The following is a 12,392-nucleotide window of genomic DNA, read 5'->3' as shown; positions in this document are numbered from 1 at the left end:
TCCCCACCTCATGGGAGCGCTCCCACAATCAGATGCCATCCAAAGTGGCCGTCACACGAGCCTCCGTCAACCCCTCGGACCGCTCTGGCCCGACTGGTCCTGCCCTACTGGTCCGGCCCGACTGGTCCGGCCCGACTGGTCCGGCCCGACCGATCCGGCCCGATCGGTCCGGCGCAACCGCTCTAGCCCGAACGCCCTGTGTTCGCACCGGATGCGGCGCGGCTGCCGTGCACGGCGTCGGCGCCGCATCAGCATGGCCGACAGCCCTGACGTACGGACAAGCGGAGGTCTCGTTGTCGCGCTGGAGGTGCACCGGGCTGGTGGTGTTGGCCGGCGTGGTCTGTCTGAGCGGCTGCAGCACGCTCGGGGAGCGGGAGGCGGCCGCGTCGCGGGCAGCCCTGCGTTTCGAGGAGAGCGTCCGGCGGGCCGACGCGCGCCTGCGCGGCGCTCGCCCCCGCAACCCGGCAGGAGGTGGAGCAGTCCGCCGGGTCCCCCTGCACCAAGGCCCTCCCCGAGGAACAACTGTCCTACGCGGGAGCGGTGCGAAAGGTCCATGTCTACGGGCGCCAGGCACAGGTCGTCCTCGGCACCGACACCCTGTTCCTGTCGGTCTTCCCGGCCGGGTGGAGGGTCACCGCGGCGGGCTGCGTGCCGCGCCCTGAGCAGCCGTATCAATGCAAGGTGAAAGGCGGGTGAGCGGGCGACCATGCGCACCCTGTTCACGCTGGTACTGCTGACGGTCGGGGTCGGTCTCGGCTACTTCACGGCAGTGGGGCTGATGCACCGGTGAGCCGCCCGGCACGGTTCGTGAAGGACAACAGCCTGACCCTCGCCTTCGGCATCGGCTTCCTGCTCAGCCTCGCCGGGCAGGCCGTGACCGGCCATGCCGACTTCAACAACCAGCTCGTCACCGACGGGCTGCAGCCGATCGGCTTCCTCCCGTATCTCGCGACCTCCGACTTCGCCGTGGACGTCACCGAGAACTGGCAGTCGGAGTACCTGCAGTTCTTCCTCTACGTCTTCGGCACCGTCTGGTTGGTCCAGCGCGGTTCACCCGAGTCCAAGGAACTCCACAAGATCGGCGTGGAGAGTGACCGGGAGCAGAAGGTCGGCGACCACGCGAGTCCTTCCTCACCGGCCTGGGCGGCCGACAAGGGATGGCGGCAGACGCTGTACTCGCGTTCCCTGGGCGTCGTCATGGCCGTCATCTTCCTGTGGTCGTGGCTGGCCCAGTCCATCAGCGGCACGGCCGCCTACAACGAGGAACACCTGCGCCAACTCCAGGCGCCCATCTCGTGGGTGCAGTACCTGGGCTCCGCCGACTTCTGGAACCGGACTCTGCAGAACTGGCAGTCCGAGCTCCTGGCCGTCGCCTCGATGGCCATCCTCTCGGTCTACCTGCGCCAACGCGGATCCCCCGAGTCCAAGCCCGTCGGTGCCGCCCACTCCTCCACCGGGGTCGAGGGTTGAAGCGTCGAGGCTGAAGCGTGAGGGCTGAAGCAAGGGGCGCGGGCTTCGGTCACCGGGTCGAGGCGGAACCGGGGTCCTGCCCACTACCGTCCGGCGGTGCCTTGGGTGGTCGGGACGGCCCTGGTGCCATCCGTCGACGGTTCGGCGCGGGCCGAGGGCGGGGTGGCCGACGGGGCGTACGTGCGCGTCGAGCGGGCGGTGCCGGCCGGGGCGCTGGGCACGGCGGTCCGGGGGGCGGGGGTGGAAGTGGGGCTGCTGGGCTCGGGGGATGCCGGCCCGGTGGGGCGCGGCGGCGTGGGACTGGTCGCGGGCGGCGGGGCCAGCGGGACTGTCGGGGTGCTGGGCCGCTCGGGACCCGCGAAGTGCAGCGGCAGGGCGATGAGGGCCGCGGCCGCCAGGGAGAGGGTGACGCCCGCGGCGGCTCGGCGCAGGCGGCGGCGGGAGGCGGTGCGGCGGATCGTCTCGTACCGGTCGGGCGGCGGGGCCAGGTAGTCGGAGGACGGCGGGCGCAGGATGACGGCGAGGGGGTCGTCGGGGTCGAAGTCCGGGCCGTCGTCAAAGCGTGTGGTCAAGGCTTCTCCTCAGGTGGGCGCGGAGCATTTCGCGGGCCGCGTGGAGGTCGGCCTTGACAGTTCCTTCCTTGCGCCCGGTCAGCACGGACACCTCCCGGATCGGCATGTCGGCGTAGTAGTGGAGGAGGATCGGCACGCGCAGCCGTTCCGGCAGGGACTGCACGAGGAGGCGTACGGACGGGTCCACGTCCTCGGTGTGGGGGCGGACCGCCACTTCCGTGCCGGCCCGGCGGACCGCCTTGCGCTCGCGCTCCATCTTGCGCCAGTGGTCCCGGACCAGGTTCGCCGCGGTCACGTAGAGAAAGCCGCGCGGCTCCTCCACGGACGTCCACCGGGCCCAGAGCCGGGTGAACGCCTCCGAGGCGATCTCGTGGGCCGTCCCGTCGTCGTCGACGAGCCGGCGGCACCAGCCGGCCAGGCGTGGATACAGGGCCTCGAACAGTTCGGACGCGGCCTGGTCGCGGGACCGTTTCAACGCTCTCCATGGTCGTGAGGACAATTGCGGGTGACGGTCGTTGGGGACGGTCGTGGGGGACCTGGTCGTGAGGGAGGATGCCCGGACGTCGGCGGGCGTTCCATCGGCCGGACGGCGCCGTGGGACCGACCCGGTGAGCCCTCGGACCCGTTGGCCCCTCCGGACCGGTCGAACCCTCGGTACCCGTTGACCCCTCCGAGCCCGTTCAGCCCTTGGAGTTCGTGGTGCTGGTGGCGTTCGTGGAGCTCAGCGTGGCGAAGACGATCACGTTGTCCAGGTAGCCGTCGCCGGTGCGGGCGCCGCCGCAGGTGATGAGCCGCAGCTCCGGGTGGTCCACGTCGCCGTAGACGTCGTCCGCCGGGAAGTGTGCCTTGGCGACCGTCCGTACGGTGGTGACCGCGAACTCCGCCGCCGTGCCGTTCTCCAGGCGCGCCACGATCCGGTCGCCCCGGCGCAGCCGGTCGAGGTGGCGGAAGACCCCGTCGCCGTAGGTGCCGACGGTGACATGGCCGAGGATCACCGACGGGCCGACCTGGCCCGGTGTCGGCGAGTGCCGGTACCAGCCCGCGCGGTCGTGCGCGGTCACCGGGGGCACCTGCACACTGCCGTCCGGCGCCAGCCCCAGCCGGATGACCGGGGTGTCGACCTCGATGGCCGGGATCCGCAGCCGGACCGGAGCCGAACGCCCCAGCGCCCGCACCGACTTCGAGGACGCACCCGAGGACGTGCGCGAAGGCGAGGGCGTGTTCCCCGGGTTTCCGGTCGCGGCCCGGGGAGTCCCGTGGCCGCCGCAGCCGACGAGCAGCGAGGCCATCGCCGCGGTCGTGAACGCGCGCCTGGAGAGCGGGGTCATGCCCCGGTCGCCCGCCGGCGACGAACGACGAAGAACGTCGCACCGCCTGCGGCGAGCACCGCCGCGGCACTGCCGCCGATCACCTGGCCCTCGGACCCGGAGGACGAGGACGACGTCGCCGTCACCCCGGTGTCGGGCGCGCCCGACGGTACGACGGAGACCTGGCCGTTGCCCGGGTCCCGGGTCGGCTCCGCACTCACGGACGAGGGGACGGGGGACGGCGCCCGGGTCGGCTCCGCGCTGCGAGAGGGGGCGGGGGTGGCCGAGGGGGCGGTGGTGGCGGTCGGGCGGGCCGTGGTGGGGGCCGGGCTCGGGGTCGCTCCGTGGGCGAACGCGGGCACGGTGCTCGCCAGTACGGCGGTGGCGGCGAGGGCCAGGGCACTGAGGACAGTACGGCGCATTGATCGCTCTCTTTCGTCTTCGGCGGTGACGGGTCGAGCGGAGAGACGACCGAGTGCGAGAGCGGGTTGTAAAGAGACGGCAAAGTCGCCGGGGCGGTCCGGGCGTCGGCCTGGACTTCGGCCTCGGCGTCGGCCGCTCACGGTCCTGCAGATTGTTCAGACTGATGAACATTAATCATGTGCACATCCATTGACGCGTTCACGGCAACACCTTTAGCGTCCCGGAGAAAGCGCTTTCCCCATGCCGATGACTCACTGAACCCTCACCGAGTCCTCGCTGAACATGATGTCCGACCGCACGGCCCGTTCATGCACTCGAACCAGCCACGTTGCCCCTCGATCAACATGGAGACGAACGATGCAACGACGAACGATGCACGTGAGACCAGTCGTCGCGGCCGTAGGCCTGCTCGCCGGCGGCCTCGTCGCACTGTCCGGCACCACGGCGCAGGCCGCGTCGACCCGTTACGAGGCCGAAAGTTCGCCCGCGGTCTGCACGGGCACCATCGACTCCGACTGGACCGGCTACTCCGGCACCGGCTTCTGCAACGGCACCAACTCGACCTCCGGCTATGCCCAGTTCACCGTGAACGCCGCGAGCGCGGGCACGGCGACGCTGAACGTCCGCTTCGCCAACGGGACGACCGCCGCGCGAGACGCGAACGTCGTGGTGAACGGCTCGACGGCCACGTCCGCCTCGTTCGAGGCCACCGGCGCCTGGTCGACATGGGTGACGAAGACGCTCACCGTGCCGGTCAACGCGGGCAGCAACACCATCCGGTTCAACCCGACCGGCTCCGCCGGCCTCGCCAACCTCGACTACCTCGACGTCGACGTGAGCGGCACCACCACACCGCCATCGAGCAGCGCGCTGTACGTGGCACCGGGCGGCACCGACAGCGCGGCCGGTACCCAGTCCGCCCCGACGACGCTCCCCTCGGCCATCTCCCGCATCACACCCGGCGGAACGATCTACCTGCGCGGCGGGACCTACGCCTACTCGTCGACGGTGACCGTCCCGGCGGGCAACAACGGCACCTCGGCCGCCCGTACGACCCTGTCCGCCTACCCGGGCGAGACCCCGGTGCTGAACTTCTCGGCGCAGACCGAGAGTTCGTCGAACCGCGGGCTCCAGCTGATGGCGTCGTACTGGCACGTCTACGGCCTGGTCGTCGAGCGCGCCGGTGACAACGGGATCTACGTCGGCGGCAGCAACAACGTCGTCGAGCGGACGGTGACCCGCTACAACCGCGACACGGGGCTGCAGCTCGGACGCATCGCCTCCACCACCCCCAGCAGCCAGTGGCCGTCCAACAACCTGATCGTGAGCGCGGAGTCGCACGACAACGCCGACTCCGACGGCGAGGACGCCGACGGCTTCGCCGCGAAGCTCACCACCGGCACGGGGAACGTCTTCCGTTACGACGTGTCGCACAACAACATCGACGACGGCTGGGACCTCTACACCAAGACCGACACGGGTGCCATCGGCCCGGTGACGATCGAGTACTCCCTCTCCTACAACAACGGCACGCTCAGCGACGGCACCGTGAACTCCAACGGCGACCGCAACGGCTACAAGCTCGGCGGCGACGACATCGCGGTCAACCACGTCGTCCAGCACAGCATCGCCTACAAGAACGGCCACCACGGGTTCACCTACAACAGCAACCCCGGCTCGATGACGATCTCGAACAACGCGAGCATCGACAACGCCGAGCGCAACTTCTCCTTCGACGCCGGTACTTCGGTGTTCCGGACCGACACCTCGTGCCGGTTCGCCGTCAGCGGGTCGAACGACAAGACCGTCGGCAACGCCGACAGCTCCAACCAGTTCTGGACGGGGACGAACGGCTCCCGCTGCTCGTCGTACTCCGGCGCCCTCGGCTGGTCCCACGCCTCGGACGGCCACCTCGTCGTGACCTTCGGCGGCTCACCGGTGACGCCGTAACCCGTAGGTGTCAGAGCTCGCTGCTCGTGGCCCGTCCGGTTCGTCCGGACGGGCCGGGGCCGTTGGTCGTCAGTGGTCTCAGTGGTCGGAGTAGCTGAAATCTCCCACGGTCCAGGCGCTGATGTCCTCGATCGCGACGCGGTACATCCCGCCCGTCTCGGGGATCCCGGTGGTGCCCTGGATGATCCGTGCGACGTGGAAGTGGAGATGCGTGGGCGGCCTGCTCTGGCGGGCGCGGCGCTCCGCCGGGTCCGCGGTGAAGATTCCGGAGAACTGGCCGAGGCGGTCCGAGTCCGTCAGGACTTCGGCGACACGCTGCCGCCATACGGCCTCGGGCGCCAGCCTTCCGGTGATCACGGCGCCACCGGCGACCACGGTCAGGGACATCTGATTGCTCTGCCCGATCTCCACCGTGGCGGCGACGGCAATGAGCAGTTCGTCGGGGTTCGACATGAGCACCGATTTTATCCGAGCCGCCGAGTACCGGCGGGCAGCGGCCGAGTCGCTGACCGCGACCGACGACCGAACCCCACCGGCACTCCGTGTTTCGTGCTTCGTGCTTCGAGCTTCGTGGCTACGCGGCGCCGCGCAACGACGAGTTGCCCTGGCCGGTGCCGGAACGCCCCCGGGAGGCGGACGAGGACCCGGTGGCGGAGCGGCGCCCCTGGGCGGCGGACCGGCCGCCTCGGCCACGGGCCGGGGAGGCGGTGCGCCTGGGGCGCTCCGCCGGTGCGGCGATGGTGACCGGCACACCGGAGGGGCGGCGGGCGCCCGTGATGCGAGTCAACTCAGCTTCACCGGAACGGACTTGGGCGACCTGCGGGGTGATGCCCGCGGTCGCCATCAGGCGGCTCATCTCGCGGCGCTGGTTGGGCAGGACGAGCGTGACGACGCTGCCGGACTCGCCCGCCCGGGCCGTACGGCCGCCGCGGTGCAGGTAGTCCTTGTGGTCGGCCGGCGGGTCCACGTTCACCACGAGGTCGAGGTTGTCGACGTGGATGCCGCGCGCGGCGACGTTCGTGGCCACGAGCACGGAGACGTCACCGGTCTTGAACTGGGCGAGCGTGCGGGTGCGCTGCGGCTGCGACTTGCCGCCGTGCAGCGCCGCGGCCCGTACGCCGCTGCTCAGCAGATGCTTCGTGAGCTGGTCCACGGCGTGCTTGGTGTCCAGGAACATGATCACCCGGCCGTCCCGGGCCGCGATCTCGGTGGTGGTCGCGTACTTGTCGGCGGGGCGCACCTCCAGCACGTGGTGCTCCATCGTGGTGACCGCGCCCGCCGAGGGGTCGACGGAGTGGACCACCGGGTCGTGGAGGTAACGGCGGACCAGCAGGTCGACGTTGCGGTCCAGGGTGGCCGAGAACAGCATCCGCTGTCCTTCGGACTGCACCATGTCGAGCAGCTCGGTGACCTGGGGCATGAAGCCCATGTCGGCCATCTGGTCGGCCTCGTCGAGGACGGTGATGCTCACCTGGTCGAGTCGGCAGTCACGGCGCTCGACGAGGTCCTTGAGGCGGCCCGGCGTGGCGACGACGATCTCGGCCCCGCCGCGCAGCGCACCCGCCTGACGGCCGATCGACATGCCGCCGACCACGGTAGCCAGGCGCAGCCTGAGCGAGCGGGCGTACGGCGTGAGCGCGTCGGTGACCTGCTGGGCGAGCTCGCGGGTGGGTACGAGGACCAGGGCCAGCGGCTGCCTCGGCTCGGCGCGCCTGCCCGCGGTACGGGCCAGCATCGCGAGCCCGAACGCGAGGGTCTTGCCGGACCCGGTGCGGCCGCGGCCGAGGACGTCGCGGCCCGCGAGCGAGTTGGGCAGGGTGGCCGCCTGGATCGGGAACGGCACGGTCACGCCCTCGCCGGCCAGCGCGGCCAGCAGGGGTGCGGGCATGTCCAGGTCGGCGAACGCCTCCGCGGCGGGCAGCCCCGGCGTGATCGTGACCGGCAGCGCGAACTCGCCCTGCACTCCCCCGGACCTGCGTGCGCCGCGGCCGGGAGCGCCGGAACGGCCGGCGTAGCCGGAGCCGCCGCTGCCACCCGAGCGGCCGGTGGACTGGGAGCCGAAGCCCCCGCCCCGGCGGGCGCCGCCGCGGGAGTTCTCGGACGCGCCCGAGCGGCCGTACGAATAACGTTCATTTCTACGAGACGTGTGGTTCATATGGAACCTTCCTTGATGCGGCTTGAAGCGGCACGTATCAAGGAATTCCCGGCGAAGAAATGAAAAGGTGCGGGGAACCGCGAGAACGAACCGGAGAAAGACGCTGCCGAGTTCAGGGCGATGGATGAACAGCCGGAATCGGCGCGTCCGAGTATCTGAGCGGCGCCTCGATGACGGGCGCCCCGGGCTCACGGCCCGGAAAAAAGCAACGAGCTGGGGCCCGCACCCAAGGTGCGGGCCCCAGCTACGAAGTACGCGTCAGCGTCAGGCGGGAACGATGTTCTCGGCCTGCGGGCCCTTCTGGCCCTGCGTGACGTCGAAGGTCACCTTCTGGCCTTCCTGGAGCTCACGGAAGCCCTGGGTGGCGATGTTGGAGTAGTGGGCGAACACGTCCGGGCCGCCACCCTCCTGCTCGATGAAGCCGAAGCCCTTTTCCGCGTTGAACCACTTGACGGTGCCAGTAGCCATGTCATATCTCCTTCGGGGCAGTGCCCGCGGGCCCACACTGTGCGAGCCCCACGCCGCCGTGATGATTACCCCGTCCGGAAGAACCGGCCATACAAAGCGCACCCATCAGCACATTGAGCCGACGAGTGCACTTGAAGTTTTTGGGAACCACAACTGCAACTGAGATCGATCATACCACGGACCCCGTAACCGTGCCGAGACATGGCGATCATCCACCCCGATCGGGCGATAAACCCGCAGAACTCACGGGATAATGAACCCATATCCATTTCGGCCGGCGATCAGGCCTTCGGCCAACGATCAGGCCAAGGATCAGGCCAGTGACGCCCAGGTCTTCCAGTACGTCGCCGTCCCGGCCTGGGTGCGGCCGGCGAACGTGCCGGTGCCCTTGCCCGCGTTGAGCCAGAGGTTGTCGGACGTGTCGCGGGAGACGAGGTCGTTCTTGCCGTCGCCGTTGAGGTCACCGGCGCCGATGACGTCCTTGTAGGAGCCGCCCCAGTCGCTGAAGACCCGGACGCGGTCCTTGAGGGTGCCGGTGCCGGTGCCGTTGTAGCGCCAGAGCTCGCCCGACCTGTCCAGGGCGAGGACGTCGCCGAAGCCGTCGCCGTTGAGGTCGCCGGCGCCGATGACCCGCTTGTAGCCGGTCCAGGCGGAGCGGATCTTCACCCGGGCCTTGAAGCCGTCGGTGCCGTTGTGGGCGTACAGGTAGATGTTGCCGGTCGCGGCGTCGCGGGCCAGCAGGTCGGGGCGGCCGTCGCCGGTCTGGTCGCCGGCGGCGAGCAGGGTGTCGTAGCCGCTCCAGTCCTGCGAAAGGCGCTTGTACGCGGAGTCCGGGACGGGCAGGCCGCCGCAGACGGGGGTGTAGAGGCGGGCCTCGCCGCCGGGCAGCCGCACGATGACGTCGTTGCAGCGGTCGCCGTCGAAGTCGCCGAACGCGACCGCCCGCGTGCCCGTCGGCCAGGAGCGCGTCTGGTAGGTGACCAGCGGGTTGCCGGTGTCCTGCGTGAACATGTTCAGCGCCTGGCTTCTGGACAGGCCGAGGATGTCCGAGCGGGTGGTGTCGGCGTACTCGTGCCACTTGGGCAGCGAGCGGGTGCCGGTGGTCGCGGTGAACGACGTACGCGAGGAGCCGTCGTCGGCCGACTGCGTCCAGACCGCCAGCGGACGGCCCTTGTCGTCGGTGGCCACCCGGCCCGTGCTGGTCGTCGCGTTCGTCAGGGTGTTGAGGGTGCGCGGCTTGGAGGCGCTGCCGCCCGCGAGGGTCTGCGTGACGAAGTCGCGGCGGACCGTGCGGCTCGCCTCGAAACGCTTCTGTGTGTACGTGACGACCACCGCGCCGTTCGCGGTCCGGGCAGCGCTCACCGAGCCGGTCTCGGCGTAACCGGTGAGCTCTCGTGCGCCGGCCCAGGTGCCGCGGGAGGCGAGACGCGTCGCGACTGCCGTCCCGGGGCCGACCACCGTGACGTCGCCGTTCGGGGCGGTCAGCAGCTCGCCGCCCGTGGCGATCCCGATGTTCTCGGCCGGGGCCCAGTCCGCCGAACCGGCCGTCCTGCGGGCGTAGTTGCCGCGCGAGAGCAGGTGGAAGCCGCCCTTCGGGTGGGCGGCCAGCGTGACCTGCTGGGGCTTCTCGCCCAGCTGCGGCAGGTCGCGGGGCGCGGTCCAGGAGCTCGCCCCGGCGGGCTTCTCCAGGTACTTGTAGTACCACTGGTACGCGCTCGGGTCGGGGTCGACCCCGTCGCCGGTGTAGTAGCTGTTGCCGCCCCAGAGCGCCGCGAGGGTGCCGTCGGTGGCGACGGCGAGGTGCAGGTCCCGGAGCGTGTAGTTGTAGACGTTGTCGGGACGGACGATCGGGTCCGGGAGCCGGTCCAGGGCCGTCGGCGCGGACCAGGTGCCCTGCGGGCCGGAGCGCTCGACGACGGTCAGCCGGTGGTCCTTGTCCATCCAGGCGACGGCCTGCCGACCGGCGGCGTTGGCCGCGACGGTCGCCAGGGGCGTCCCCACGCCGCGCCAGTCGGTCGCGAGCGTGCCCGTCGTGACGTCCTCGGCCGGGCCGAACGCGGTGCCGTCCGGGGCGAGCCGGGACATCCGCAGCGTGCGCTGCTCCGTGTCGGCCGCCGTCACCCACCACAGGAGCGTGAGCGCGCCGTCGTCCGTCCGCTGGAGCGTGGCGCCGGCCGCGGGCTCGGTCTGCTGCCAGGTGGCGCTGCCCGCGGGGCGGACCGACAGCACGGTCTTGCCGTCCTGTGCGAAGAGTCCGGCCATGGTGCCGCCGCGGGCCGACTCGAGGTCGATCACCCGGGTGACGCCGGGCAGTTCCTTCGGCGTGGTCCACGAGCCGAGCCCGGCCGGAACGGCGGCGGTCGTCGCGGTGGTCGCGGTCGTCGCGGTGCCGGTGGCGGCGCTCGCGGCGCTCGGCGCGGCGACGGTCAGCGCGAGTACGGGAATGAGAGCGCTCCCCAGGAGCGCGCGGGACTGCATGATCATGTGGAAAGGCCCCCCCGGGCTTGATGCCACGAACAAAAGTGAAAGACCTGCCTCCCGCATCACACGCAGCGGGGCAGGAAGCGTGAAGAAAAACGCAAAAACAGCGGCAGCGTATACCAGCCAGGCCCCGCGGAGGCGGGGGGACCCAGGGGCTGCAGGGGCATCAGAACCGTCCTGATGCGAACTGACGTGCTTGTGTCACGTGTTCGAGTGCACCTAGTTTTCCGCGGCATGACCATGTCGAGAAGAGCGATCATCAAGGGCATAGCCACCGCTCCGTTCGCCGGAGCCGCCGCCGGCGTCCTGGCCGCAACTCCCGCCGAGGCGGCCACCATTGACGCCAGTCAGTACTCGCTCACCAGCCGCACCTCCAACAGCTACGGCGAGTTCGCCGCTCTCACGGCCGCACTGGCGGCCAGGCTGCCCACGGTGGACGCGACCACCGTCATAGCCGACACCAACCGCAACGCCACCCATCTCACCAGCGCCCCGAGCACCTCCGAGGCGTTCGCGACCGGCTTCGCCTGGGACCCCGACGACCAGGACGTCGACTACTGGATTCCCCAGGGCGTCACCACCAGCGCCGACGCCTACGGCAACGGGCTCTACCCGGAGGGCGGGAGCAACAAGGTCGTCCTCGTCTCCTGGTACTTCGAGACCGACCCCGACGGCGACGGAGTCGACGAGTACGCGCTCGACAAGGGTCTGCGCCTCACCTTCGTCGACTACAACACCGCGTCCACACCGACGTACCGGCACATCCTGCTGGTCGAGCCCGTCAGGACCGCCACCGGTGCGTACTCCTTCAACCCCATCCGCAAGCATGCGGGCGGCATCATGTGGTACGGCAACCTGCTCTATGTCGTCGACACCTACAAGGGCCTGCGGGTGTTCGACCTGAACACCCTCTTCACGGTCGACACCGCCGAGAAGGACCTGTGCGGTCTGAGCACCGACGGGACGACGTACTACGGCTACGGATACCAGTACGTCCTGCCGCAGAGCCACGCCTACGACAACGCCGGAACATATCTGCGCTACACGACGATCGGGCTCGACCGCGCCAGCACCCCCGACAGCCTGACGGTGAGCGAGTACTCCCTCTCCGGCACCGTCGACTACGACGACGGCACGTTCAACGGCACCGGCAAGCCCGCCTCCGCCACGCCCCACGTCGTCCGCTGGCCCCTCGACTACACCGACCGCGAGCTGGGCTCGCTCACCGCGACCGAAGCGGTCACCGTCGCCCAGCAGAAGATCCAGGGCGTCGTCTCCCGCAACAGCAAGCACTACCTCTCGACGAGCAACGGCCCGTCCACCAAGGGCACCCTGCGCACCTTCACCTCCGGCGGCTCGACCGCGAGCGCGGTCTGCGACCTGGCGATCGGCTGCGAGGACCTCAGCTACCACACCAGCGGCGCGTCCGGCTGGGCCTACAGCGAGTCCGTGATCTGGAACGTCAGCGAGTACGTCGACAAGCGATACGTCTACGCGGTCCACGCGGACGGCTCCTGACCCCTGCGTTCCCCGGGCCGGGGGTGTAGTGGGCTACACCCCCGGCCC

General features: G+C 70.3%; 12 protein-coding genes. 4 read left to right on the top strand and 8 right to left on the bottom strand.

Features of this window, described 5'->3' with window-relative positions:
* Positions 1-471: 471 nt before the first annotated feature.
* Both ACN6LB_RS34535 and ACN6LB_RS34530 read left to right on the top strand, forming a co-directional pair.
* Positions 472-696, top strand: a complete 225-nt coding sequence (locus ACN6LB_RS34535; RefSeq protein WP_445029280.1) for a hypothetical protein — start codon at positions 472-474, stop codon at positions 694-696.
* Positions 697-786: 90 nt separating this feature from the next.
* Positions 787-1,470 (top strand): DUF6766 family protein, encoded by a 684-nt coding sequence (locus ACN6LB_RS34530; protein ID WP_445029279.1) that lies wholly within the window; start codon positions 787-789, stop codon positions 1,468-1,470.
* 83 nt (positions 1,471-1,553) lie between these two features.
* Here the strand turns inward: ACN6LB_RS34530 and ACN6LB_RS34525 are convergent, their stop codons facing one another.
* From ACN6LB_RS34525 to ACN6LB_RS34510, 4 genes are all read right to left on the bottom strand, one after another.
* Positions 1,554-2,042 (bottom strand): hypothetical protein, encoded by a 489-nt coding sequence (locus ACN6LB_RS34525; protein WP_356134981.1) that lies wholly within the window; start codon positions 2,040-2,042, stop codon positions 1,554-1,556.
* Positions 2,026-2,517 (bottom strand): RNA polymerase sigma factor, encoded by a 492-nt coding sequence (locus tag ACN6LB_RS34520; protein WP_445029278.1) that lies wholly within the window; start codon positions 2,515-2,517, stop codon positions 2,026-2,028. The genes ACN6LB_RS34525 and ACN6LB_RS34520 overlap by 17 nt, the downstream gene beginning before the upstream one ends.
* A gap of 205 nt (positions 2,518-2,722) precedes the next feature.
* Complete coding sequence (locus ACN6LB_RS34515) at positions 2,723-3,370, bottom strand: class F sortase (protein ID WP_445029277.1); 648 nt, start codon at positions 3,368-3,370, stop codon at positions 2,723-2,725.
* On the bottom strand, positions 3,367-3,771 hold the full coding sequence (locus tag ACN6LB_RS34510; protein ID WP_445029276.1) for a sortase-dependent protein: 405 nt from the start codon (positions 3,769-3,771) through the stop codon (positions 3,367-3,369). The genes ACN6LB_RS34515 and ACN6LB_RS34510 overlap by 4 nt, the downstream gene beginning before the upstream one ends.
* Before the next feature lie 373 nt (positions 3,772-4,144).
* Here ACN6LB_RS34510 and ACN6LB_RS34505 point away from each other — a divergent pair, with 373 nt between their 5' ends.
* Positions 4,145-5,722: a carbohydrate-binding protein gene (locus tag ACN6LB_RS34505; protein ID WP_445029275.1), complete on the top strand. Its 1,578-nt coding sequence runs from the start codon at positions 4,145-4,147 to the stop codon at positions 5,720-5,722.
* A 78-nt stretch (positions 5,723-5,800) separates the two neighbouring features.
* Here ACN6LB_RS34505 and ACN6LB_RS34500 read toward each other — a convergent pair whose 3' ends face one another.
* The 4 genes from ACN6LB_RS34500 to ACN6LB_RS34485 form a co-directional block, all read right to left on the bottom strand.
* The gene (locus tag ACN6LB_RS34500) at positions 5,801-6,175 is read right to left on the bottom strand and encodes a hypothetical protein (protein WP_445029274.1); all 375 of its coding nucleotides are present in this window, start codon (positions 6,173-6,175) and stop codon (positions 5,801-5,803) included.
* 121 nt (positions 6,176-6,296) lie between these two features.
* Positions 6,297-7,877: a DEAD/DEAH box helicase gene (locus ACN6LB_RS34495; RefSeq protein ID WP_356134993.1), complete on the bottom strand. Its 1,581-nt coding sequence runs from the start codon at positions 7,875-7,877 to the stop codon at positions 6,297-6,299.
* Positions 7,878-8,141: 264 nt separating this feature from the next.
* Positions 8,142-8,345, bottom strand: coding sequence for a cold-shock protein (locus tag ACN6LB_RS34490; protein WP_046247661.1), 204 nt, complete (start codon positions 8,343-8,345; stop codon positions 8,142-8,144).
* A 312-nt stretch (positions 8,346-8,657) separates the two neighbouring features.
* On the bottom strand, positions 8,658-10,829 hold the full coding sequence (locus ACN6LB_RS34485; protein ID WP_445029273.1) for an FG-GAP repeat domain-containing protein: 2,172 nt from the start codon (positions 10,827-10,829) through the stop codon (positions 8,658-8,660).
* 231 nt (positions 10,830-11,060) lie between these two features.
* Here ACN6LB_RS34485 and ACN6LB_RS34480 point away from each other — a divergent pair, with 231 nt between their 5' ends.
* Positions 11,061-12,344, top strand: a complete 1,284-nt coding sequence (locus tag ACN6LB_RS34480) for a hypothetical protein (RefSeq protein ID WP_445029272.1) — start codon at positions 11,061-11,063, stop codon at positions 12,342-12,344.
* The last annotated feature ends 48 nt before the right edge of the window (positions 12,345-12,392 follow it).

The sequence above is a fragment of the Streptomyces sp. SAS_270 genome (genome assembly GCF_052543295.1).
Note: the sequence above shows the minus strand (reverse complement) of the source record. Positions and strands in the feature narration are given on the sequence as shown.

What these genes read in the sequence shown, in the direction of transcription:
- ACN6LB_RS34490 (WP_046247661.1), bottom strand. Translation starts at nt 8,345, where the DNA reads ATGGCTACTGGCACCGTCAAGTGGTTCAACGCGGAAAAGGGCTTCGGC.
- ACN6LB_RS34510 (WP_445029276.1), bottom strand. Translation starts at nt 3,771, where the DNA reads ATGCGCCGTACTGTCCTCAGTGCCCTGGCCCTCGCCGCCACCGCCGTA.
- ACN6LB_RS34480 (WP_445029272.1), top strand. Translation starts at nt 11,061, where the DNA reads ATGACCATGTCGAGAAGAGCGATCATCAAGGGCATAGCCACCGCTCCG.
- ACN6LB_RS34505 (WP_445029275.1), top strand. Translation starts at nt 4,145, where the DNA reads ATGCACGTGAGACCAGTCGTCGCGGCCGTAGGCCTGCTCGCCGGCGGC.
- ACN6LB_RS34485 (WP_445029273.1), bottom strand. Translation starts at nt 10,829, where the DNA reads ATGATCATGCAGTCCCGCGCGCTCCTGGGGAGCGCTCTCATTCCCGTA.
- ACN6LB_RS34515 (WP_445029277.1), bottom strand. Translation starts at nt 3,370, where the DNA reads ATGACCCCGCTCTCCAGGCGCGCGTTCACGACCGCGGCGATGGCCTCG.
- ACN6LB_RS34495 (WP_356134993.1), bottom strand. Translation starts at nt 7,877, where the DNA reads ATGAACCACACGTCTCGTAGAAATGAACGTTATTCGTACGGCCGCTCG.
- ACN6LB_RS34500 (WP_445029274.1), bottom strand. Translation starts at nt 6,175, where the DNA reads ATGTCGAACCCCGACGAACTGCTCATTGCCGTCGCCGCCACGGTGGAG.